Below are 21659 nucleotides of genomic sequence, written 5' to 3'. Positions count from 1 at the left end.
TTCGAAAGCCGAAGGCGAGGTCAGACCCGCGCGGTGATCTCGCTGAGCATGCGATCGCGGGCGCCGTCGAGGTGCGCGGCGAGGACGGCGGATGCCTCGTCGGGGGTGCCGGTGCGCATGACGTCCATGAGCGTGCGGTGGTCGCCCGAGGATTCGTGCAGATCCTCGTCGTGGTTGATCGTGACTTCGAGCAGCGCGGCGAAGGTCGGCAGGTACTGACTCCACGCGCCCTCGAGCCGCGGGTGGTCGGCGAGCGCGTAGATCTGCGAGTGGAAGTCGAGGTCGGCGGTCACGAAAGCCGCATGATCACCGGCATCCGCGGCCTCTCCCATGCGCCCGACGGCGGCGGCCATCGGCGCCCAGCGCGAGGCGTCGTCGACGCGCATCGCCCGCGAGAGGGCGAGCTGCTCGAGCGCGCCGCGCAGGCTGTAGAGCTGGTCGACATCGTCGTTCGTGAGACCGGTGATGTAGACGCCGCGCGGGCGCTGCACCTCGACGAGATTCTCGAAGCTGAGCTGCGTGAGAGCGTCGCGGATCGGGCCGCGGCTCACGTCGAACTCTTCGGCCAGCGCCTCTTCGGTGATGCGGGTGCCCGGCGCGAGGTCTCCGCGCACGATGCGCTGTCGCAGCACTCGCGCGACCTGGGCCCCGAGCGACTCCGCCCGCTTGACGATCTGTGTCACGCCGACCTCCTGTTAACAGTTGACAGGATACACAGGTGGATGGCGAGAGAGGCGTCAGCCGCGGTTGTCGCGAGGGTTCCAGAGCACCACTTCGGTGGACCGGCGGATGCGGCGGCCCGACGGCATCGGTACGACACCGGACGAACCGGCGGCGAACACCCGCACCCCGGGGCGGTTCTCGCGTTCGGTGCGGAGGGACGCCTCGAGTTCGGCGACACGTCGGAGAAGCATCCGATTCTCGTCCTCGAGGTCGAGGAGGCGGGCGATCGCCGGCAGGCTGACCCCCTCGGACGAGAGCTGTGCGACCTCGCGGAGCTGCTCGATGTTGCGGTGCGAGTATCGGCGGGAGCCGCCGCGCGTGCGGCCGGGGGTGACCAGTCCGATGCGGTCGTACTGGCGCAGGGTCTGCGGGTGCATACCCGCGAGCTCGGCCGCGACGGCGATCGCGAAGACCGGGGTGTCAGCATCCATCCGACACCCCCGTCCTCGCGTACGAAGAGCGGATGCTCGTCATCGCCGAGCCTTCGCCATGAGCTCGGCACGGGGGTTCTCGGTCGGCTCCAGAGCCTGGAACTTCTCGAGCGCCTCGCGCGCCGCCTCGTCGAGATGCGTCGGCACGGCCACCTGCAGCTCGGCGAGCAGATCGCCGGTGCCCTTGCTGGTCGTCACGCCGCGCCCCTTGACCCGCAGCACCCGCCCGGAAGGGGTGCCGGGGGCGACCCGGAGCTTGACGACGTCGCCGCTCAGCGTCGGGACCTCGATGGTCGCGCCGAGCGTCGCCTCGGTGAAGGTCACCGGTACGACGAGGCGCAGGTTGAGACCCTCGCGCGTGAAGACCGGATGCGGGCGCACCGAGATCTGCACCACGATGTCGCCGCTCTCACCGCCGTCGGGCGACGGCCGACCGCGACCGCGCAGACGGATCTTCTGCCCGTCGGCGACCCCGGCCGGGATCTTCACCTTGAACGGCTTGCCGTCGTCGCCCTGCAGTGAGATCGTCTCTCCCTGCACGGCGGTGACGAAGTCGAGGGTCGTGCGAGCCGTGACGTCGGCACCGCGCTGCGGACCGCCGAAGCCGCGGAATCCGCCGCTCGTCTGACCGAAGCGCCCGTTGCCGAAGCCCCCTCCGCCCTGCCCCTGGTTGAACATCGCGAAGATGTCCTCGAAGTCGGCGGACTGCCCGCGACCCCCCTGGCCGAAGCGACTGAAGACGTCTTCGAACCCGCCGGCGCCCGAGCCGCCCGCCGTGAAGCGGGCGCCCGAGCCCATGGCGCGGATCTCGTCGTACTCCTTGCGCTGCTCGGCGTCGGAGAGCACCGAGTAGGCCTCGCTGATCTCTTTGAAGGTCGCCTCTGCCTTGGCATCACCCTGGTTGGAATCCGGGTGGTACTTCCGTGCGAGCTTTCGGTACGCCTTCTTGAGGTCGGCCTCGCTCACGTCCTTCGAGACCCCGAGGGTCTTGTAGAAGTCCTTGTCGAACCAATCCTGGCTAGCCATGCATCACCTACTCCGCTGGGACGGCGACGACGACCTTCGCAGGACGCAGCTCGACGTCTCCGAGGCGGTATCCCACCTCGACGACCTCGAGGATCGTGGTCGCCGTCGCGCCGGGCGTCGGCTGCTGGAAGATGGCCTCGTGGCGCTGCGGGTCGAAATCCTCGCCCTTCTCGCCGTACGAGACGACGCCGAGTCGCTCCACGACCGCGCGCACCTTCTCGGCGATCACGGCGAAGGGGGTGCCGTCGACGAGGTCGCCGTGCTGGCTGGCGCGATCGAGATCGTCGAGCACCGGGATCAGACCCTTGACGGCCTCGCCCTTCGCGCGCTCGATCTCGACCTGCCTCTGCTCCTCGGTGCGGCGACGGTAGTTCGCGTACTCGGCCTGCAGGCGCTTGAGGTCGTTGAGCAGCGTCGACTCGAGGTCGGCGAGCACGGCGTCCTCCGCCGCGGCCTCACCGGTCTGCGTCGCGCCGAGGATGTCGTCGACCGTCAGCCCTTCGACGGGCTCGTCGACCGAATCCATCGCGTCGACCGGCGTCTCGTCCGAGCCCTCGGCCGCTGCGGCCTCGGTGGAGTCCGGATTCTGCGGCGCGGGGCCGGATGCCTGAGCATCCGACCCCTCGCCTGCGACTCCGTTGTTCTCTTCGAAGTCCTTGTCAGCCATGATTACTTCTTCTCGTCCTCGTCGTCGACGACCTCGGCGTCGATGACATCCTCATCGGAGGAGGATGCGTCGCCCTGAGGAGCGTCACCTTCGGGAGCAGCACCGGCCGCGGCATCCGCCTGCGACTGCGCGTAGATCGCCTCGCCCAGCTTCGTCTGCGACTCGTTGAGCTTGTCGAACGCCGTCTTCACGGCCTCGTCGTCCTCACCGGCGAGAGCCGTCTTGAGGGCGTCGACGTCGGCCTGGACCGACTCCTTGACATCGGCGGGGAGCTTGTCCTCGTTGTCCTTGATCAGCTTGTCGATCGAGTACGCGAGGGTCTCGGCCTGGTTGCGGACCTCGGCGGCCTCACGGCGCTTCTTGTCCTCGGCAGCGTTCTCCTCGGCCTCGCGCACCATGCGCTCGATGTCGTCCTTCGACAGCGACGAGCCGCCGGTGATCGTCATCGACTGCTCCTTGCCCGTGCCCTTGTCCTTGGCGGACACGTGCACGATGCCGTTGGCGTCGATGTCGAAGGTCACCTCGACCTGCGGGATGCCGCGGGGGGCCGGGGCGATTCCGGTGAGCTCGAAGGTTCCGAGCGGCTTGTTGTCGCGGGTGAACTCGCGCTCGCCCTGGAAGACCTGGATCGCGACGGACGGCTGGTTGTCGTCGGCCGTGGTGAAGGTCTCGCTGCGCTTGGTCGGGATCGCGGTGTTGCGGTCGATGAGCTTCGTCATCATTCCGCCCTTGGTCTCGATGCCGAGGCTCAGCGGGGTGACGTCGATGAGGAGGACGTCCTTGCGCTCGCCCTTCAGGACACCGGCCTGCAGAGCCGCGCCGACGGCGACGACCTCGTCCGGGTTGACGCCCTTGTTCGCCTCCTTGCCGGTCTCGCGCTTGACGAGCTCGGCGACGGCGGGCATACGCGTCGACCCACCGACGAGCACGATGTGGTCGATGTCGGCGACCTTGATGCCGGCTTCGCGGATGACGTCCTCGAACGGCTTCTTGGTGCGGTCTAGCAGGTCCTTCGTGAGGTCCTCGAACTTCGCGCGGGTGATGGTCTCGCTGAGCGAGACCGGGCCCGAGTCGGTGAGCGAGAGGTACGGGAGGTTGATCGAGGTGCTCGTCGAGGACGACAGCTCCTTCTTCGCCTGCTCCGCGGCCTCCTTGAGGCGCTGCAGGGCGATCTTGTCACCCGAGACGTCGACACCGGTCGTCGACTTGAACTGCGAGATCAGGTAGTCGACGAGGCGCTGGTCCCAGTCGTCTCCACCGAGGCGGTTGTCACCGGCGGTGGCGCGCACCTGGATGGTCGAGAAGTCGTCGTCCTTGCCCACTTCGAGCAGGGAGACGTCGAACGTTCCGCCACCGAGGTCGAAGACGAGGATGAGCTCGTCCTCCTTGCCCTTGTCGAGGCCGTAGGCGAGGGCCGCGGCGGTGGGCTCGTTGATGATGCGCAGCACGTTGAGGCCCGAGATCTCGCCGGCCTCCTTGGTGGCCTGACGCTCGGCGTCGTTGAAGTACGCGGGCACGGTGATGACCGCGTCGGTCACCGTGTCGCCCAGGTACGACTCGGCGTCGCGCTTGAGCTTCATGAGGATGCGCGCGGAGATCTCCTGCGGCGTCCACTTCTTGCCGTCGACGTCGAAGGTCCAGTCGGTACCGATGTGACGCTTGACCGACGCGATGGTGCGGTCGACGTTCGTGACGGCCTGGCGCTTCGCGGTCTCGCCGACGAGCACCTCGCCGTCCTTCGTGAAGGCGACCACCGACGGGGTGGTGCGGAAGCCCTCGGCGTTGGCGATGACCTTCGGCTCGCCGCCCTCGAGGACGCTGACGACGGAGTTCGTCGTACCGAGGTCGATTCCCACAGCACGTGCCATGTTGTTCTCCTTTGTGTTGCTGACGATGGTTGGTCTGAAAATCTGCGGCGACCAGGAAAACCTGAGTCGCGATGGCTCAACTGTACATCGACGGACGATGACTGTCAAACAAACTTGATATGAACTGGCTCAACTTTGATTCTGCGTCCCCTGCGGACCGGGACTGCGGACCGCATGGCAGGATGGAGTAAGGCGAGCCTTACCCGGTGCGGCTCGCAGCGGCGTCGCCCGGGCGGCGCAGCCGCATCCCATCCGAGACCGCGTGCGCGACGAACGCAGGTCAGGAGGATGCTGTGGACCACACCGAGTACGACGTGATCATCATCGGCGGCGGCCCCGCCGGACTCTCGGCCGCCCTCAACCTCGGCCGCTCGCTCGCGCGGGTGCTCGTGGTCGACGCCGACCGGCCGCGCAACGCCGTCACGCTCGCCTCGCACGGATTCCTGACGCGCGACGGCATCGCGCCGCACGAGCTGCGCCGACTCGCCCGGGAGGAGCTCTCGGGCTATCCGAACGTCGAGATCCGTTCGCGGGTGCGGGTGGTCTCGCTGCGACGGACGGATGCCGGGTTCTCGGCCGAGATCGGGCGTCGCGAGCCCGCGGGCACGGCATCCGCCCCGGCGGTCCTTCTCGCGACGGGGCTGCGCGAGACGCTGCCCGACGTCCCGAACCTGCGCGGCTTCTACGGCATGAGCCTCTTCAGCTGCGCCGCCTGCGATGCGTGGGAGCTGCAGGGGCGCACGCTCGCCCTGATCGGCGAGACGGCAGACCTCGCCGACCGCGCCCGACTGATCTCGCGCTGGACCGAGAGCCTCACCGTGTTCACGAACGGAGCCGCGGTCGTGACCCCGCAGGAGGAGGGCCGACTCGGCGCCGCCGGAGTGGTGGTGCGACGGCATCCGATCGTCGAGCTCATCGGCGACCGCGGGCATCTCGAGGCCGTGCGGCTCGCCGACGGCACCTCCGTCGCCATCGAGGGCGGCTTCGTCCGCCCGGAATGGGATGCCGCGCTGCCGTTCCTCGACGGCATCGACCCGGCGCGCGACGCCGCCGGCCACCTGCTCACCGATCGCTCCGGACGTACCGACGTGCCGGGCATCTACGCGGCCGGCGATGCAGCGGCGCCCGGCCCGCAGCAGCTGATCGTCGCGGCCGGCGCGGGAGCGCGGGTCGCGGCGGTCATCGTGCACGACGGACTCGGGATCGCGACGTCGCACTGACGCCGGATGGGCATTCCTCCCCCTGCGCAGGGAGTGCAGGGCGGATTAGGCTGAGGCGCATGTCACGGATGCCCCTGCCCCGCCTCGCCGTCGCCGTCGTCGTGGCCGCGGCCCTCCTCCCGCTGAGCGGATGCATCTACGCGCAGATCCCCGCCGACGCCCCCGTCGCCGATGACACGACCACGCCCGCACCGGACGATTCGCCGACCACGGCGCCCAGCGACGGCATCCCGACCACGATGTCGTTCGACGACGGCCTCTCCCTGCCGACCACCGCCTACATCCAGTGGGGCGACGGACTGCTCGTCGACGACGGATGGGAGATGGCCTCGCCCGACGACGGGCAGGGCAACTGGAGCTATGCGACGGTCGACGGCTCCTGCACCGCGCACTTCTGGCAGGGCACGATCGGCGCCGACATGCAGGTCGCCGGCGACGACAGCGCCACGTCGGATGCCGTCATCGCCGCCGTGCTCGGCGGAGCCCCCGGAGACATCACCCCGAACGCGACCACGGGCGCGTTCAGCTATCAGGTCGGCGGCAACGATGCGGTCGAGAACCGCCAGGTGGTCGGCCAGGACACCGGACGCACGTGGATCATGGCGGCTCGCGCGTTCAGCGAGGTCGGCGTCGGGCTGTACGTCATCGTCGACTGCACGACCGGCGACCCGGCCGCGGTGCTCGCGGAGATCGCCGATCGCAACTCCGTCGTCGTCACACCCTGAGGCGGGCGGGATCGGGCGCGCTCACTTGCCGCCGGGAGGGCCCGCGAGCAGCAGGATCACATAGAGGGCGACGATCGCCACGGCGAGCAGCAGCACGAGCACGACCGGCCGGCGCAGGAACCAGCGCATCAGGCGGTCGTACCAGCGGCGGTCGCGCGGATCGTCGGTGGCCTCGAGGCGCCAGGCGCCCGCGAGGCGCCCGGTGCGGTGCAGCCAGATCTCCATCGGGATCGTCGCGTACGGCACCACGGCGCTGGCAACCGCGAGGATCGCCACGCCGACGTGCCAACGCTGATTGACGGCGACGAGCAGCGCCGTCGCCCCGTAGGCGAGGAAGACGAATCCGTGGATGCCCCCGCCGATCGTCACCACGATGCCCGGGGCGCCGACGGCGCGGGCGATGATCGCCCCGATCAGGAGGGTCCAGGTGATCGCCTCCGCGATCGCGAGAACTCGGTACAGGCGGTCGGGCGAACGGAACACGGGACTCCTCGGGTGGGGGTGGCTCCAGGGTATCGGGGGCACCTATGAGCGGAATAAGGCCGAGCGCGGCCGCGTTGCCGAAAGCATGACTGTGGATGCGGATGCCCTCGCGCGCGTGCTCGCGAGCGTCGACCTCCGCGTGGGCTTCGCCCGCCGCGTGCCGATCTCCTCGGGCGAGTTGCTGCCGATGATCCCCGACACCATGACGCTCGTCTACGTCGCCGAGGGCGGGGTGTCGGGGCATCCGCCGCTCGAGGCCGGCTGCCGTCTCGACGTCGACCGCTTCTCGCAGGAGGTCTCGGTCGATGTCGGCGCGCCGCGGGATCTGCTCGTCGCCGGCGATGCGTTCCTCACACGCGGCGCTTCGACCTTCGCGCTCGAGGCCGAGGGCGACACCACCCTCATCGTGCTCGACATCGAGCTCGCCGACGCGACATCCCCGCTGCTCGCCCTGCTGCCCGATCTCGTGACCGTCACGGGCTTCGATGCTCTCGAACCCGCCGCTGCGACGCTCGCCGCGAGCATGGGGCTCGTCGACCCGACGCAGTTCCCGCTCCGGCGCACCGATCCGGTGATCTGCAAGCTCATGGCGACCACCGTGTTCCTGTCGGTGATCCGCGCATGGGCCGAGAACGGCTGTGCGCCGGCCGGGTGGCCGCAGGCGTCGAGAGACCCGTTCCTCGACCGCGTGATCGACGCGATCCACGACGAGCCCGGCCGCGACTGGACCGTCGAGCGCCTCGCGGGCGTCGGGGCGATGTCGCGCTCGGCGTTCGCGGAGCGGTTCCGCACCGCGATCGGCCGCTCCCCCGCCGAGTACGTCACCGAGGTGCGCGTCGATCAGGCCAAGCGGATGCTCGACGCCGGGCGGTCCGTCTCCGACATCTCCCGCGCGCTGGGCTACGCCTCCGACGAGGGGTTCAGCCGCGCCTTCCGACGGCGCACCGGCATGACGCCGTCGTCGTGGCGCCTGGCGCACCGCACACCGGTCTCGGCGTAGGCCGCGGCATCCGCCCGCCTTTTCGCGTACCCGCTCCTTCGCGCGTTCCCACTCCCGAAGACGGCACAACTTCGGAGTTCTGGTCCGACACCCCGTCGAAACGCGCTCGTGCGCGGCGCGTCGTTCTGAAACTCCGAAGTTGTGCGGGAGGGCGGGCGACGATCCCCCTCGAACCGTCGCCCGTCGCCCGTCGGACTCAGCCGCGCACGCGGTTGGAGAGTCCGAACAGCACGGCTCCGACGACCAGCAGCGACGCCCCGAGCACGTAGGCGACTTCGACCCCGGCCCCGTCGACGAGGAATCCGCCAAGTCCGGCTGCGAGCATGATGGCGCCCTGGAATCCGACGACCACCAGACTTCCGCCGGCCTCCAGGCGCGACGGCATCCGATGCCCGACCCAGGTGTTCACCACGATGAGCCACGAGGCGAAGAAGAAGCCCCAGACGAACACCACGACCGCGATCCCGACGACCGAGCCCGACAGCAGCAGCATCGAGGCGACCGAGACGGCGATCACCACGGGCGCGAGCACCGCGAAGAACGCGAAGGTCTTGTCGATCACGAAACCGATGACCAGGTTGCCGATCAGGCCTCCGGCGCCGAACAGCGCGAGCAGCACGACGATGGTCGTGGCCTCCGCATCGGGAATGCGCTCGAGCGCGAGCCGCACGTACGTGTAGGCGAGGAAGTGCCCGAGAACGACGAAGACGTGACCGATCAGGCCGAGTCCGATGCCCGGCAGACGGATCGTGTCGACCAGCAGACGGATGCTCGATGCCTGCGCCGCGGGCACCGAGGGCAGCAGTGCACGCAGGGCGATGGCGAGGAGTCCGGTGGCGACGCCCGCGATCGCGAACACCGTGCGCCAGTCGACGATCTCGGCGAGCATCACGCCGAGCGGCACACCCGCCACGGTCGCGAGCGAGGTGCCGGCGGCGGTGAACATCACGGCGCGGCCGAGGCGCTCGGGCCCCGCGATGCGCGCGGCGACGGTGATCGACATCGACCAGAAGGCGCTGATCGCCGCCCCCAGCAGGAACCGGGCGAGCAGCACGATGATCAGGTTCGGGGCGATCGCGACGATGAGGTTCGAGACGGCGGCGGCGAGCGCCATCCACACCAGCAGCGACCGACGGTCGAGGCGCGGGAAGACGAGACCGATGGTCGGCGCGACGACGAACCCGACGAGCGCCGTGACCGTGACGGTCTGACCGGCCTGCCCGGGCGTCACGCCGAGCGCGGTGGCCATCTCGGTGAGCACGCCGTTGGGCAGGAACTCCGCCGTCACGAGCAGGAAGCTCATGAGCATGACGACGATCAGCCCGCCGTAGCGCATCCGTCCGGCCGGGGCGGAGGCGGTGGTGGGCACGGGGGAGGTGATCGTCATGCGTCCAGCCTGGTGCAGACGGATGCTGCGCGCCCGACCGCCCGTCCACGGCATCCGACCGATCGTCCGGGCTCTCCGGCACGGCGCGCCGTCACCGCCCGTTCACCGGGTGCGGCCAGACTTCGACTCATGAGCGCACCCGAACCCCCGCCCGGCGTCCCCGAGCCGGTCGCGACGGCGAACAGCGGCGCCGTCGCCGTCATCGGCCTCGAGCTGCGCGGCGAGACGCCGGCCCCCGGGAAGCAGGTCTTCTCGTGGGCGCTGTGGGACTGGGCGACGCAGCCCTTCAACACCGTCATCCTGACCTTCGTCTTCACCGCCCTGTACCTCGTGGGCGAGGGGTTCCTGCCCGCCGACATCGCGGCCCTCGACGAGAACGACCCGGTGCGCCTGGCGGCCGAGGCCGACCTGACCTCGGGCCTCGGGCTGGGATCGACGATCGCGGCCTTCGGGATCCTGCTGCTCGCCCCCGTGCTGGGCCAGCGAGCGGATGCCGCGGGGCGCCAGAAGCTCTGGCTGGGCATCGGTACCGGCGCCCTCATCCTGTGCATGCTCGGCCTCTGGTTCGTCGAGCCGGTGCCGAGCCTGTTCTGGCTGGGCGTGGCGCTGATCTCGGCGGCGACGGTGTTCCAGGAGATCGCGGCGGTGAACTCCAACGCCATGCTCATCGGCATCGCCAACCCCCGGAACGTCGGCCGCATCTCGGGTCTCGGCTGGGGCTTCGGCTACCTCGGCGGCATCATCGCACTCGTGATCGTGGTGGCCCTCAACGCGGTCGACTGGTTCGGGATGCCGACCGACAACGGTCTCGTCTACCGCCTGATCGCGGTCGGCTGCGCGGTGTGGGCGATCGTGTTCAGCATCCCGATCTTCCTCAACGTGCCCGAGCCCTCGCTCGGCCGCCCGGAGCGGAAGGTCGGATTCTTCCGCTCCTACGCGCTGCTCGTGAAGGACGTCGCCGGTCTCTACCGCGATCCCGAGACGCGCCCGACGTTCTGGTACCTGCTCTCGAGCGCCGTCTTCCGCGACGGTCTCGGCGGGGTGTTCGCCTTCGGGGCGATCATCGGCACCGCGGTGTTCCGGTTCGAGACCGACGACATCATCATCTTCGGCATCGCCGCGAATCTCATCGCCGGGGTATCGACGATCCTCGCCGGGCGCCTCGATGACCGCGTCGGCCCCAAGCGCATCATTCTCGCGTCGATCGGGTCGATGGTCGTCGCGGGGATGGCGGTCTTCTTGCTGCGCGACGGTGGGGCGATCGTGTTCTGGATCGGCGGACTCATCCTGTGCGCGTTCGTCGGGCCGGCGCAGGCCGCCGCGCGTTCGTTCCTCGCCCGGGTCACCCCGGCCGGGCGCGAGGGCGAGATCTTCGGCCTCTACGCGACGACCGGTCGCGCGGCGAGCTGGATGGCCTCGGGCGCCTGGACGCTGCTCATCGTGCTCACGGCTCAGACGGCCTTCGGCATCCTGGGCATCATGATCGTGCTGATCATCGGCTTCCTGCTGCTGCTCCCGGTGAAGGCTCCGCGCTGACCGGGTCTGCCCCGGCTAGCGCTGCCAGTTGTCGGCGAGCTTGGTGAGAAGACGGGCGAGCTCGGTGCGCTCCTCGTCGCTGAACGCGGCGAGCGCGCCACTGAGCATCTGACGCCGCTCGCCCCGCACGCCGCGAGCGAGGCTGCGGCCCTCGTCGGTGAGCGCGATGCGCGTGCGACGCGCATCATCGGGATCGGCTTCGCGCCGCAGGAAACCGTGGTCGACGCCCTGCTGCACCAGCCGAGAGGCGCGCGGTTGGTCGACGCCGATGGCGGCACCGAGTTCGCTCACGCTGAGCGGCGCGGATGCCGCGGCGAGGGCTTCGAGCATCCGCATGCGCGCGGGTCCGCCGAGGCGTCCGGAGGGATCGCCCATCCACGGGGGCATGCCGGGGTGTCCGTGACCGAAGGGCGCGCCGCGGTCGCCCCCGCGCGGGCCACCGTGCCAGCCGTGCGGTCCGCCGTGGCCGTGGTCGTGCGGCCCCCCGCGGTCGCCGCGGTCGCCGGGCCGGCGTCCGCGCAGACGGGACAGCGCCTGGGCGATCGCTTCGGCCGGGTCGATCTCTTCGGTGCTCACACATCGATTTTACATGCGACTTGACATGCATTCGTATCGCATGTCACACTACATGTACATGCACAGTGACATACACGTGCACCCTGACATGCAAAAGGACGTATCCCATGAACACCTCTGAACAGAATCCCGAGAACACCACCCGTCCGTTCGGCTACTGGCTGAAGGCCGTCGATCGCCTCATGGCGGCCGAGTTCGCCTCCGCCTTCGACCGCGAGGGCGACGAGGTCGGCCGCCGCGACTGGCGCCTCCTCAACGTCGTCGACGGCACGATGCCGGCGCGACGCCCCCTGAACGAACACAAGCTGCACCGACTCGTCGAGCGCGGCTGGGTCGTCGCCGACGGTGACGGCTGGACGCTCACCGACGACGGACGCGCGGCGAAGGACCGCCTCGGCGCGATCGTCGACGGCATCCGCGCGAAGGTCGCCGACGCCGTCTCCGAAGACGAGCTCGCCACCACCCTCGCATCGCTCGAGAAGATCGCCCGCGCCTTCGGATGGGACGAGGAGACCCCTCTCCCCCGCTCGCACCGCCGTGGCTTCGGCCCGCGCGGACGCTTCGGAAAGCACGCGGGCCCGCGCCATGGCTTCGGCCACCGTCATGGCTTCGGTCCGGGCTTCGGTCCCGGTCGCGGTTTCGGACCGGAGCACGGCTTCGGACAGGATGCCGACGGCGAGCGTGACTTCGGCCACCGTCACGGCTTCGATCCCCGACACGGCTCCGGCCACCGTCACGGCTTCGATCCCCGACACGGCTCCGGCCGCGACGCGGACTGCGGCCACGGCTCCCACGGCGAGCGCGGCCACGGACCCCACGCGCACGGTGACCACCGCGGGCACGGTCCGCACCGCGCCGCCCGCCTGGCGCAGCACGCCTACGAGCGCGGCTTCGACGCCGGCTTCAGCCGCGGGCGCGACGCCTGACCCCGAATCACCCCACGAGAGAGGGGCGGATGCTTCGGCATCCGCCCCTCTTCGCGTCTCCGCCTGTACCCAACTCAGGAAGGATCGCGCCCACCCCCGCCGAATCGGCCGAAATGGCCCCGATTCAGGGCATCCGTCCTGAATTGGTGCCACGCTCCCGTTCGCAACTCCTCAAAACCGCCCACCGAAACGCCCGAACTCCGGGTTTCTGGGCCTCCGCGACCCGCTTCTCCGGAGTTATGAACGCAGAGACCGGGTCAGATCGGCAGGGCGAGGTAGAACTGGTTCGTGGCGTCGTCGGGTCCGGTGACTTTCAACACCCAGGGATTGCCGTCGTCGTCGGCGACCACCCAGAAGATCGTCATCCCCTCGGCGTCGCTGAAGGTGCGCTGCTGGCCGCGACCGTCGCCGTAGACCGTGTCGCTCGACACCGGCTCTCCACGGTCCGCCGTCTGCGCGTCGAACCCGGCCAGCGCAGAGGTGTCGTCGTCGAAGCGCCACACCGTGAACTCGAGCGAACCCGCCGATGACGAATACGTGCCGACCGCCTGCTCCACGGCATCCGCGGCGGCACCGTCCGCAGACGTCCACGGCTCGGCGATGCCCCACCTCACCGCACCGTCGGCCCCGACCACCGAGGCTCCGACGGCACGGGATACCTCGCCGCAGAAGTCGCTGCAGGGCTGCCCGGCGACGACGCCGACGCCCGGCAGCGCGTCGGCGTCGGCCGCCGGTGCCGATGTCGCGACGGTGCTCGAGCCGCCATCGGAGGAGGCATCGTCGAAGCTCGGGAAGTTCAGCGTCGTGCTCGTCGCGAGGTAGATGACGAGGGCGATCGCCCCGGCAAGCAGCAGCACGAGGATGCTGAAGATCGCGACGGTCCAGGCGCGGTATCCACCGGATGCTGGAACCTCGGGTGCGACGAACGCCGGATCGGGTTCCGGCGCGGTCGACGGGGCGTCCGGAGCGGCGGCGGGCGGGAAGGCGGGTGGGCTGCGTCGTCGCAGTGATTCGGATGCCGGCGCGCTCGCGCCGCTCGCGTCGAACGCGGGAGGCGGCGGCACCACGGCGTCTCCCGTCGTCCCCTCGAACGCGGGCGGCGGCGGGACCACATCGTCGGTGCTCGACGTCAACGGCGGAACAGACCCGGTCAGGGGCCCGTCGAACGAGGGCGGCGGAGGCACCACGACCGAGGCTCGATCATCGTCGAAGACGGGAGGCGGCGGCACGACCGCATCCGCTGCGGTGTCGTCGAATGCAGGAGGCGGCGGGACGACGGCATCCGCCGCGCCGTTCTCGATCTCGTCGGGGTCGGGCGGGGTGATGCTGTCGCTGGTCATGTCAGCCTCCGAGGGCTCCGACGTCTGTGACGCCGACGTCTGTGCGATGGAAGTTCTGGAAGGAACGGGATGCCGTCGGCCCGCGCTGCCCCTGATAGCGGTTGCCGTAGGGACCGGAACCGTAGGGGTTCTCGGCGGGAGAGGTCAGGCGGAAGAAGCAGAGCTGCCCGATCTTCATGCCCGGCCACAGCTTGATCGGCAGCGTCGCGACGTTGGCGAGTTCGAGGGTGACGTGTCCCGTGAAACCCGGGTCGATGAACCCGGCGGTCGAGTGGGTGATGAGGCCGAGGCGTCCGAGCGAGGACTTGCCCTCGAGGCGGGCGGCCACGTCGTCGGCCAGGCTGACCTGCTCGAACGTCGCGCCGAGCGCGAACTCGCCGGGGTGCAGGATGAAGGGCTCGTCGGGGGCGACCTCGATCAGCCGGGTGAGCTCGGGCTGATCGACCGAGGGGTCGATGAAGGGGTATTTGTGGTTGTCGAACAGTCGGAAGTACCGGTCGAGCCGCACGTCGACGCTCGACGGCTGCACCATCGCCGGGTCGTGCGGGGTGAGCCCGATCTTGCCGGAAGCGAGTTCTGCCCTGATGTCGCGATCGCTGAGAAGCACGGGTTCAGCCTAGTGTCGAAGACCTGGCACATGCCCTCGCTCGTCCCGCAGCATCTGCCCGACGCTTTGGCCCACGGCCGCGCGCCGGGTAGGCTGGCGTCACCCTGCTCCGCACGGATGCCGGGTTCGGGGCTGTAGTTCAATGGTAGAACTTCTGCTTCCCAAGCAGACAGCGCGGGTTCGATTCCCGTCAGCCCCTCCATATGCAGGTTCCCGTGCTTCCGGCACGTCATCTCGTCGACGCGATCTCAGGGGTCGATCACGACCGGGGCGACGCAGGATCGAGGCGGATGACGAGCTTCTGTGCGGATACACCACGGCGAAGGATGTCGATGGCTTCCTGGATCGCCGAAAGGCCGTCTCCGGCGATGCGCGCTTCGGGGTAGAGCTGATGGCTGCCCGCGGCGAGGGCGGTGGGGAGATACTCCCCCCAGACGGCCGGCCCCACGGGTGACGTGGCGATGGCGCTCCCCCAGATGAACGATGCTCGAATACCGCGAGAGCGACTGCGCACCTGCAGGAGGGCGGTTCGCGTTCCGAGCGTGAGGAAGAGGCGGATGCGAGCCAGGGAGAAGCCGCGACGACGGGGCTGATCGTAGAACGAGACGGGAGGGCTCGCCATCGCGATACGCGTGGCGCCGGTGGCGCGCGCGATCCTCAGACACGGCTCGGCCGACCCCACTGCGACGGCGAGGATGCCTGCCACCGCGGAGTCCCCGATCTCGTCGATGATCCGAGCCGCCGCCGAGGGGTCGCGATAGTCGAAGACGGCTTCTGCCCCCAACCGCCTCATCCGGTCGTGGTTCTTGTCGGAGGCTGTCGTGATGACCCGATAGCCGGCCGCCCGGGCGAGCTGGATCGCATTGCCTCCGACCGCGGTCGCCCCGCCCCAGATCACGACGACGTCGTCGCGGGGTGCCGCGTCGGCGAGACGGGAGTAGTCCAGCGCCAGCTGGTCCTTCTCGAACAGGCCGGCCGCCGCGGTGGATACCGCCAGCGGCAGGACCGCGGCGTCCTCGAACGTCGTCGTGGCCGGCAGAGCGACGGCCAGGCTCGCGTCGACCACGGCATAGGCCTGGAAGCCGCTCTCGGAGACGGCATCCCGCCCCTTCTCCAAGCCCGTGGCATACGCCGCGACGCGGTCGCCGACGGCGAAATCGTTCACGTCGGCGCCGGTTCCGACGACGACGCCGGCGACGTCCTCCCCGAGGATCACCGGGTAGTGCAACCACCCGTACATGACGGTGCCGTTGGACTGGATGATCGCGTCGAGCGGATTCACCGCGACCGCGCGCACCTCGACCAGCAGCTGCCCCGCGCCGGGCTTCGGCACCGGAGCATCTCGGATCGTCAGATCCGCATAGGGGGAATCGATCCACGCCGCGCTGTTGTCACTCATCGTCGTTCATCCTTCGGGTCTGATGACATCTCATGTCATCAGACCCACCTTACGACAGTTCGTGTCATCATGGCTCTATGCCTCGTTGGTCACCGGATGCCGCGCTGCGGTTGGAAGCAGCGGCGATGACCCTTTTCGCAGAACAGGGGTACCGAGGAACCACGGTTCCGCAGATCGCCGAGGCGGCGGGGCTGACCACTCGGACGTTCTTCCGCCACTTCTCCGACAAGCGCGACGTGCTGTTCCTCCGCGATCGCGAGTTCCCTCAGGCGGTGAGCGACTTCATGGCGTCCATCCCGCAAGAACAGGGCGGAGCGGCCACCGTGCGCGCAGGCCTCGCCGCCGCCTGCCGAGGCATCCAGGGCTGGCGAGAACAGATCGCACGCCGACGCGGCATCATCCACAGCGAACCCGCGCTCCACGAGCGAGATCTTCTGCGCAGCCATCACCTCGCACGCGCCATCGAGCAGTCCTTGACCGAACGCGCAATCGACCCCGCGCACGCGCATGCGCTGGCAGCGCTCGCCGTGACCTGTTTCGATCTCGCGATGGACAGATGGCTGGAGGGACCCTCCGACCTCTCGCTCGAAGGTGCCCTCGCGGCGGTATGGACCGACATGCAGGGGTGGATGACCGAGTAACCGCACCCTCCCGGGGTTCCCCATCCGAATCCCCTCCGGCTCCGAACAGGTGCAGATGGGCGACTCGCGTGCGCCCGCACGACGAGAGGAACTCCCCATGATCGAGTCGTCGACCCCACCGCTCGCAGACCTCGACGGCTACCGCAACGTCACCGACCTGCTGGCCCGGCGCGAAGCGACCGCCCCCGACCACATCGCCTTCGAGGTCGACCGCGGCGACGCATGGAAGCCGGTCACGACCCGCGAGTTCGCGCACCAGGTGCGCGCCCTCGCGAAGGGGTTCATCGCCCGCGGCATCCGCACCGGCGATCCGATCGCGATCATGGCGCCGACGCGGTACGAGTGGGCCGTCGCCGACCTCGCCGCGTGGTTCGCCGGCGCCGTCGTCGTGCCGATCTACGAGACGTCGTCCCCCTCGCAGGTGAGCGCGATCATCACCGACGCCGGCGTGCGCCTGGCGATCGGCGGATCCTCGGCGCACGTGGAGTTGCTGCAGGCGGCGCTCGCGCAGACCGACGAACCGACGCTGGGCGCGTGGACGATGGATGCCGCCACCCCGCGCGGTTCCGAGGCCGCCGCCGCGGCATCCGGAACCCTCGACGACCTCGTCGCGCTGGGCTCCGACGTCGCCGACGAAGAAGTCGAGGCGCGCAGAAGGCACGCCGCGCAGACCGACCCGGCGACGATCGTGTACACCTCGGGCACCACGGGCGAGCCCAAGGGCGTCGTGCTCACCCATCGGAATTTCCTCGGCCAGGTGCTCAACATCGCCGCCGCGTACCGAGAGATCGTGAACGAGAACGGCAACACGGTCATCTTCCTCCCGCTCGCCCACGTGCTCGCGCGCGGGCTCCAGCTCATCTGCCTGGCCAGCGGCATGCGCATCGCTCACCTGTCCGACCCGTCGACCGTGGTGGCCACCCTCGACACCCTCCGCCCGACCTTCCTGGTCGTCGTGCCGCGGGTGCTCGAGAAGATCCAGGCGGCTGCGGCGGCCAAAGCGGCCGACAAGGGTCTCGGCCGCGTCTGGGCGAAGGCCCACGAGACGGCCGTCGCCTGGGGTCGCCGCGCCGAGCGCATCGACGCGGGACGCAGGATTCCGAATCGCCGGGGACTCCGGCTGCGCCACCGCCTCTTCGACGCCCTCTTCTTCCGCCGCCTGCGCTCCGTGATGGGCGGTCGGGTCGGATACATCCTCTCGGGCGGCGCCGCGCTCGATCCCGAGCTCTCGCTCTTCTTCCGCGGCCTCGGTGTGCCCGTCATCGAGGGCTACGGGCTGACCGAGACGACGGCGCCACTCACCGGCAACCTCCCGGGTCTCATCGCCTCGGGCAGCGTCGGCCAGCCCCTACCCGGACTGACCGTGCGGATCAGCGACGACGGCGAGGTCCTCGCGCGCGGTATCGGGGTGTTCGACGGTTATCGCAACCCGGCGCACGATGCGGACGCCTTCGTCGACGGGTTCTTCCGTACCGGAGACCTCGGGCGACTCGACGACCAGGGTCGGCTGATCCTCGACGGCCGCCTCAAAGAGGTCATCGTCACCTCGAACGGCAAGACGATCGTGCCCACCCGCTGGGAGCGATCCGTCGAGTGCGATCCGCTGGTCTCGCACGCGGTGATGGTCGGCGAAGGCAAGCCCTACCTCTCGGCCCTGCTCGTGCTCGACCCCGAGCAGACGCGGGCCTGGGCATCCGCCGAAGGCGTGACCCTCCCCGCCGGCTCGCACGCCGACATCCGCGCGGTGAGCGACCCGGCGCTGCACGCATACCTGCAGCGCGCCGTCGACGCCGCCAACGCGCTCGTCGCCCGCAGCGAGCAGGTACGCCGTTTCAGCGTCGTGCTCGCCGACCTCGACGACCGCGAGCTGGTCACGCCGACCATGAAGCTCAAGCGGAGCGTCGTGCTGGATCGCGCGGCCGTGACCGTGAACGACCTCTACCTCTGAGAAACGGAAAGAACGCCATGTCATCGCCGACGCCCACCCGCACCCCGTCCTCCCGCTCCTCGCTCATCGCGATCGTCGCCGCCCTCGTCATTGGCGCCCTCGTGGCCCTCGCCGGCAGCCAGAACGGCGCGACGCTCGGCGGCATCCCGCTGTTCTCCCTCGCCGTCGCCGCCGCGTTCGTGATCCAGATCATCGCTTTCATCCCCGCGATGCTGTTTCGCACCGAGCGGTTCTTCGATCTCACCGGCAGCCTCACCTTCTTCGTGATCTCGGCCGCACTCCTGCTGCTGACGCCGATGCCCGACGTGCGCAGCTGGATCCTCGCCGGAATGGTGATGCTGTGGGCGGTCCGCCTCGGATCCTTCCTCGCCCTGCGCGTGCACAAGGCGGGATCCGACGGCCGATTCGACGAGATCAAGGGGTCGCCGGTGCGATTCCTGCAGGTGTGGGTGATCCAGGGCGCATGGGTGTCGTTGACGGCGGCGGCCGCGTGGATCGCGATCAGCACGGATGCCGCGGCCCGGCCGCCCCTCGGATGGCTGAGCATCGTCGGCATCGTCGTGTGGGCGATCGGCATGGTGATCGAGGTCGTGGCCGACGCGCAGAAGTCGGCGTTCCGGAAGGACCCGCGCAACCGCGACGAGTTCATCCGCACCGGGCTGTGGTCGCGCTCGCGCCACCCGAACTACTTCGGCGAGATCGTGATCTGGGTGGGAGTCTTCGTCACCGCCGCGCCCGTGCTCAGCGGGTGGCAGTGGGTCGCCCTGCTCTCACCGCTGTTCGTGATCCTGCTGCTCACGCGGGTGAGCGGCATCCCGTTGCTCGAGGCACGGGCCGAGAAGAAGTGGGGCGACCGCGGCGACTACATCGCGTACCGCGACAGCACGCCCGTGCTGATCCCGCGGCTCACTCGGCCGCGGGAACGCGTGACCACGGCGTGACCCCTGCCCGCCCGCGGGTGGTGTCAGCTGGCGATGCCGTCGATGCCCGGCGCGGCCGGGCGGAGGTTCGTGAGCGCCGCTCGCGTCAGTGCGCGGACGATCGGGAAGGCGGTGGCGGTCGCCGCGGCGATCTCCTGCGCGGAGAGGCCGAAATACCGAGCGAGCACGACGCATTCGCGCTGTGCCTTCGGCAGAGTGCCCAACATGCCGCTGCCATAGCGGTCCGCCGCCTGCCCGTACGCGATCTCCGCGATCCACCCGAGAACGGATGCCGAGGTGGACGCCCCCTCGGCCGCGCGTCGCCAGACGGCGAGGTACGCCGCCTGCAGGATCTCCTCGGCGGGCGCCCGCTCGCCGACGATATCGTGGACGACACGGAGCACCTGTGCAGAGGTGCGATCGTAGATCTCGGCGAAGGCCACCTGGTCTCCGCGGGCCGTCCGACCCATCAGCACGCGCGCGCTGGCCTCATCGGACCCCTGGGGGATCTGAGCCTCGGCCACCGCATCCATGATCCGATCGTTCCACTCCCCGGCATTCCGCCGGGATCCATTGCTTCGACGATGCGTTTCCGCTAGGCGTCTCGAGGCCTGCCCTTCGCCGCCCATGCGATGCGCGACACCCCCTATGTGCGGACCGTTCATTCCGAGCATCCGACCCTGTGCCCTGCGCACATGAAGACCGTGCGGCGACCTGCCTAGCCTGGGGGAGGTTCGCCCGCAACCGACCACAACGGCGCGCGCACCACCACCTCGACACACAGGAGTGCCATGGACATCGACATCGCCGACGACATCGATCGCCCCGGACTGGACCCGCGCGCACAGCGCCGACGGGCCGTCATCGGAAGCTCGGTCGGAACCATCATCGAGTGGTACGACTTCACGCTCTACGGGCTGGCATCGGCCCTCGTGTTCGCCCCCTTGTTCTTCCCGGGCGGCGGCGACTTCGCCGGCCTGCTGGGCGCGTTCGCGACATTCGCGGTCGGCTTCGGCGCGCGCCCGATCGGCGGGCTGGTGTTCGCGCACTTCGGCGACCGGATCGGCCGCAAGGGAACCCTCCTCGCGACCCTCCTCATGATGGGCATCGCCACGACCCTCATCGGCCTCCTGCCGACCGCCGAGACGATCGGCATCTGGGCCCCGATCCTGCTGATCGTGCTGCGCCTCTTCCAGGGAGCCGGAGCGGGCGCCGAGTTCGCCGGAGCGATGACGATGGCGAGCGAATCGTCCGACACGCGCAACCGCGCCTTCATCGCGGGGTTCCCCGGGGCATCCGTCTACATCGGCATGGCGCTCGCCACCGCGACGTTCGCGCTCATCAGCCTGCTGCCGGTCGAGCAGTTCCAGGCATGGGGATGGCGCATCCCGTTCATCGCGAGCATCGTGATCGTGGCGTTCGCGCTGTACTTCCGCCTGCGCGTGAAGGAGACCGCCGCGTTCGAGGCCGCCGAGCGCGACGGCGAGGTGACGCGTGCGCCGCTGGTCACGGCTGTGCGCTCGCACTGGCGCACGCTCCTCGCCGGCATGGCGCTGTTCGTGTTCGCCCTGCCCTGGGTCTACGTCGTGCAGACGTTCTCGATCTCGTACACGACCGGCACGCTCTCGGTGAACCCCACGCACGCCCTCATCGGCCTCATCGTCGCCGAGCTGCTCACGATCCCGGCGACCCTCGGCTTCGGGCGTCTCGCCGACCGCATCGGCCGCAAGCCCGTGCTCATCGGCGCGGCGATCTTCGCGATCGCCTTCGCGTTCCCCATGTTCATGCTGTTCCAGACCGAGAACTCGGTTCTCGTCGCCCTCGGCCTGATCCTCGGGCTCGCGATCGTGCAGGGCGCGACGATCGGGGTGAGCGCGGCGATGCTGGCGGAGCTCTTCCCCACCCGCATGCGGTGGAGCGGCATCGCGATCTCGCGCGAGATCCCCGCCGCCCTCGTCGGCGGTACCGCACCGCTGGTCGCCACCGCGCTCGTGGGACTCTCCGGTGGTGCGCCCTGGCTCGTCGCCGGCTACCTCGTGGGTCTGAGCGTGATCGGTCTCATCGGCATCTCGGTGCTGCCCGAGACGCTGCACCGGGCGGATGCCGCGGCGCCGGCGGAGTCAGCGGCGGCGGCCCCCGTGACGAAGTGAGCGCCGCTCAACCTGAGTGATTGCACCGAATCGGAGGTGCCGAACACTGCCTCGGCACTTCTCCCACCCGGCGGGGCCGGCAGGCC

At 69.7% G+C, this 21659-nt stretch carries 21 protein-coding genes and 1 tRNA gene; 10 read left to right on the top strand and 12 right to left on the bottom strand.

What is annotated here, in order from left to right; translation table 11 throughout:
- Positions 1–20: 20 nt before the first annotated feature.
- Genes ACIPVN_RS11480 through dnaK form a run of 5 tightly spaced genes read right to left on the bottom strand, consistent with a single transcriptional unit; the run spans position 21 to position 4715 of the window.
- Positions 21–683 carry a GntR family transcriptional regulator gene (locus ACIPVN_RS11480; protein WP_400442835.1) on the bottom strand — a complete coding sequence of 221 codons (663 nt, stop codon included), beginning with the start codon at positions 681–683 and terminating at the stop codon, positions 21–23.
- Between the two features lie 54 nt (positions 684–737).
- Positions 738–1154: a heat shock protein transcriptional repressor HspR gene (locus tag ACIPVN_RS11475; protein WP_400442834.1), complete on the bottom strand. Its 417-nt coding sequence runs from the start codon at positions 1152–1154 to the stop codon at positions 738–740.
- A 39-nt stretch (positions 1155–1193) separates the two neighbouring features.
- Positions 1194–2180 (bottom strand): DnaJ C-terminal domain-containing protein, encoded by a 987-nt coding sequence (locus ACIPVN_RS11470; RefSeq protein ID WP_400442833.1) that lies wholly within the window; start codon positions 2178–2180, stop codon positions 1194–1196.
- Between the two features lie 7 nt (positions 2181–2187).
- Entirely contained in the window at positions 2188–2847 is a 660-nt protein-coding gene (locus ACIPVN_RS11465; RefSeq protein ID WP_400442832.1) for a nucleotide exchange factor GrpE, read from the bottom strand.
- Positions 2848–2849: 2 nt separating this feature from the next.
- Positions 2850–4715: a molecular chaperone DnaK gene (gene dnaK / locus ACIPVN_RS11460; protein WP_400442831.1), complete on the bottom strand. Its 1866-nt coding sequence runs from the start codon at positions 4713–4715 to the stop codon at positions 2850–2852.
- 293 nt (positions 4716–5008) lie between these two features.
- Here dnaK and ACIPVN_RS11455 point away from each other — a divergent pair, with 293 nt between their 5' ends.
- Positions 5009–5935 (top strand): NAD(P)/FAD-dependent oxidoreductase, encoded by a 927-nt coding sequence (locus ACIPVN_RS11455; RefSeq protein ID WP_400442830.1) that lies wholly within the window; start codon positions 5009–5011, stop codon positions 5933–5935.
- Positions 5936–5994: 59 nt separating this feature from the next.
- A complete protein-coding gene (locus ACIPVN_RS11450) occupies positions 5995–6660 on the top strand; it encodes a hypothetical protein (RefSeq protein WP_400442829.1) in 666 nt (221 codons plus the stop codon).
- Between the two features lie 21 nt (positions 6661–6681).
- Here ACIPVN_RS11450 and ACIPVN_RS11445 read toward each other — a convergent pair whose 3' ends face one another.
- Entirely contained in the window at positions 6682–7143 is a 462-nt protein-coding gene (locus tag ACIPVN_RS11445; RefSeq protein WP_400442828.1) for a DUF3817 domain-containing protein, read from the bottom strand.
- A gap of 85 nt (positions 7144–7228) precedes the next feature.
- Between ACIPVN_RS11445 and ACIPVN_RS11440 the strand changes: the two genes are divergently transcribed.
- Complete coding sequence (locus tag ACIPVN_RS11440) at positions 7229–8143, top strand: helix-turn-helix domain-containing protein (RefSeq protein ID WP_400442827.1); 915 nt, start codon at positions 7229–7231, stop codon at positions 8141–8143.
- Between the two features lie 196 nt (positions 8144–8339).
- On the opposite strand, the gene ACIPVN_RS11435 is transcribed toward ACIPVN_RS11440, so the two are convergent.
- Positions 8340–9530 (bottom strand): MFS transporter, encoded by a 1191-nt coding sequence (locus tag ACIPVN_RS11435; protein ID WP_400442826.1) that lies wholly within the window; start codon positions 9528–9530, stop codon positions 8340–8342.
- Between the two features lie 129 nt (positions 9531–9659).
- Here ACIPVN_RS11435 and ACIPVN_RS11430 point away from each other — a divergent pair, with 129 nt between their 5' ends.
- The gene (locus ACIPVN_RS11430; RefSeq protein ID WP_400442825.1) at positions 9660–11066 is read left to right on the top strand and encodes an MFS transporter; all 1407 of its coding nucleotides are present in this window, start codon (positions 9660–9662) and stop codon (positions 11064–11066) included.
- 15 nt (positions 11067–11081) lie between these two features.
- Here the strand turns inward: ACIPVN_RS11430 and ACIPVN_RS11425 are convergent, their stop codons facing one another.
- On the bottom strand, positions 11082–11642 hold the full coding sequence (locus tag ACIPVN_RS11425) for a MarR family winged helix-turn-helix transcriptional regulator (protein WP_400442824.1): 561 nt from the start codon (positions 11640–11642) through the stop codon (positions 11082–11084).
- 107 nt (positions 11643–11749) lie between these two features.
- On the opposite strand from ACIPVN_RS11425, the gene ACIPVN_RS11420 reads away from it, so the two are divergent.
- Complete coding sequence (locus tag ACIPVN_RS11420; protein WP_400442823.1) at positions 11750–12568, top strand: hypothetical protein; 819 nt, start codon at positions 11750–11752, stop codon at positions 12566–12568.
- Between the two features lie 257 nt (positions 12569–12825).
- Here the strand turns inward: ACIPVN_RS11420 and ACIPVN_RS11415 are convergent, their stop codons facing one another.
- The gene (locus ACIPVN_RS11415; protein WP_400442822.1) at positions 12826–13908 is read right to left on the bottom strand and encodes a hypothetical protein; all 1083 of its coding nucleotides are present in this window, start codon (positions 13906–13908) and stop codon (positions 12826–12828) included.
- Position 13909: 1 nt separating this feature from the next.
- Positions 13910–14515 carry a dCTP deaminase gene (gene dcd, locus ACIPVN_RS11410; protein ID WP_400442821.1) on the bottom strand — a complete coding sequence of 202 codons (606 nt, stop codon included), beginning with the start codon at positions 14513–14515 and terminating at the stop codon, positions 13910–13912.
- A gap of 128 nt (positions 14516–14643) precedes the next feature.
- On the opposite strand from dcd, the gene ACIPVN_RS11405 reads away from it, so the two are divergent.
- Positions 14644–14717 (top strand) — tRNA-Gly (locus tag ACIPVN_RS11405).
- A 57-nt stretch (positions 14718–14774) separates the two neighbouring features.
- On the opposite strand, the gene ACIPVN_RS11400 is transcribed toward ACIPVN_RS11405, so the two are convergent.
- The gene (locus ACIPVN_RS11400) at positions 14775–15914 is read right to left on the bottom strand and encodes a zinc-binding alcohol dehydrogenase family protein (protein ID WP_400442820.1); all 1140 of its coding nucleotides are present in this window, start codon (positions 15912–15914) and stop codon (positions 14775–14777) included.
- Between the two features lie 77 nt (positions 15915–15991).
- Here ACIPVN_RS11400 and ACIPVN_RS11395 point away from each other — a divergent pair, with 77 nt between their 5' ends.
- The 3 genes from ACIPVN_RS11395 (at position 15992) to ACIPVN_RS11385 (ending at position 19444) form a co-directional block, all read left to right on the top strand.
- A complete protein-coding gene (locus ACIPVN_RS11395; RefSeq protein WP_400442819.1) occupies positions 15992–16555 on the top strand; it encodes a helix-turn-helix domain-containing protein in 564 nt (187 codons plus the stop codon).
- A gap of 97 nt (positions 16556–16652) precedes the next feature.
- The gene (locus ACIPVN_RS11390) at positions 16653–18503 is read left to right on the top strand and encodes an AMP-dependent synthetase/ligase (protein WP_400442818.1); all 1851 of its coding nucleotides are present in this window, start codon (positions 16653–16655) and stop codon (positions 18501–18503) included.
- Between the two features lie 17 nt (positions 18504–18520).
- Positions 18521–19444, top strand: a complete 924-nt coding sequence (locus tag ACIPVN_RS11385; protein WP_400442817.1) for a DUF1295 domain-containing protein — start codon at positions 18521–18523, stop codon at positions 19442–19444.
- Between the two features lie 23 nt (positions 19445–19467).
- Here the strand turns inward: ACIPVN_RS11385 and ACIPVN_RS11380 are convergent, their stop codons facing one another.
- On the bottom strand, positions 19468–19956 hold the full coding sequence (locus ACIPVN_RS11380; RefSeq protein WP_400442816.1) for a sigma factor-like helix-turn-helix DNA-binding protein: 489 nt from the start codon (positions 19954–19956) through the stop codon (positions 19468–19470).
- A 258-nt stretch (positions 19957–20214) separates the two neighbouring features.
- Between ACIPVN_RS11380 and ACIPVN_RS11375 the strand changes: the two genes are divergently transcribed.
- On the top strand, positions 20215–21573 hold the full coding sequence (locus tag ACIPVN_RS11375; protein ID WP_400442815.1) for an MFS transporter: 1359 nt from the start codon (positions 20215–20217) through the stop codon (positions 21571–21573).
- The last annotated feature ends 86 nt before the right edge of the window (positions 21574–21659 follow it).

This window comes from Microbacterium sp. NPDC090003 (genome assembly GCF_044748385.1).
Classification (GTDB): Bacteria; Actinomycetota; Actinomycetes; order Actinomycetales; family Microbacteriaceae; genus Microbacterium.
Note: the sequence above shows the minus strand (reverse complement) of the source record. Positions and strands in the feature narration are given on the sequence as shown.

What these genes read in the sequence shown, in the direction of transcription:
- ACIPVN_RS11475 (WP_400442834.1), bottom strand. Translation starts at nt 1,154, where the DNA reads ATGGATGCTGACACCCCGGTCTTCGCGATCGCCGTCGCGGCCGAGCTC.
- ACIPVN_RS11470 (WP_400442833.1), bottom strand. Translation starts at nt 2,180, where the DNA reads ATGGCTAGCCAGGATTGGTTCGACAAGGACTTCTACAAGACCCTCGGG.
- ACIPVN_RS11465 (WP_400442832.1), bottom strand. Translation starts at nt 2,847, where the DNA reads ATGGCTGACAAGGACTTCGAAGAGAACAACGGAGTCGCAGGCGAGGGG.
- dnaK (WP_400442831.1), bottom strand. Translation starts at nt 4,715, where the DNA reads ATGGCACGTGCTGTGGGAATCGACCTCGGTACGACGAACTCCGTCGTC.
- ACIPVN_RS11450 (WP_400442829.1), top strand. Translation starts at nt 5,995, where the DNA reads ATGTCACGGATGCCCCTGCCCCGCCTCGCCGTCGCCGTCGTCGTGGCC.
- ACIPVN_RS11440 (WP_400442827.1), top strand. Translation starts at nt 7,229, where the DNA reads ATGACTGTGGATGCGGATGCCCTCGCGCGCGTGCTCGCGAGCGTCGAC.
- ACIPVN_RS11435 (WP_400442826.1), bottom strand. Translation starts at nt 9,530, where the DNA reads ATGACGATCACCTCCCCCGTGCCCACCACCGCCTCCGCCCCGGCCGGA.
- ACIPVN_RS11430 (WP_400442825.1), top strand. Translation starts at nt 9,660, where the DNA reads ATGAGCGCACCCGAACCCCCGCCCGGCGTCCCCGAGCCGGTCGCGACG.
- ACIPVN_RS11420 (WP_400442823.1), top strand. Translation starts at nt 11,750, where the DNA reads ATGAACACCTCTGAACAGAATCCCGAGAACACCACCCGTCCGTTCGGC.
- ACIPVN_RS11415 (WP_400442822.1), bottom strand. Translation starts at nt 13,908, where the DNA reads ATGACCAGCGACAGCATCACCCCGCCCGACCCCGACGAGATCGAGAAC.
- ACIPVN_RS11400 (WP_400442820.1), bottom strand. Translation starts at nt 15,914, where the DNA reads ATGAGTGACAACAGCGCGGCGTGGATCGATTCCCCCTATGCGGATCTG.
- ACIPVN_RS11395 (WP_400442819.1), top strand. Translation starts at nt 15,992, where the DNA reads ATGCCTCGTTGGTCACCGGATGCCGCGCTGCGGTTGGAAGCAGCGGCG.
- ACIPVN_RS11390 (WP_400442818.1), top strand. Translation starts at nt 16,653, where the DNA reads ATGATCGAGTCGTCGACCCCACCGCTCGCAGACCTCGACGGCTACCGC.
- ACIPVN_RS11385 (WP_400442817.1), top strand. Translation starts at nt 18,521, where the DNA reads ATGTCATCGCCGACGCCCACCCGCACCCCGTCCTCCCGCTCCTCGCTC.
- ACIPVN_RS11380 (WP_400442816.1), bottom strand. Translation starts at nt 19,956, where the DNA reads ATGGATGCGGTGGCCGAGGCTCAGATCCCCCAGGGGTCCGATGAGGCC.
- ACIPVN_RS11375 (WP_400442815.1), top strand. Translation starts at nt 20,215, where the DNA reads ATGGACATCGACATCGCCGACGACATCGATCGCCCCGGACTGGACCCG.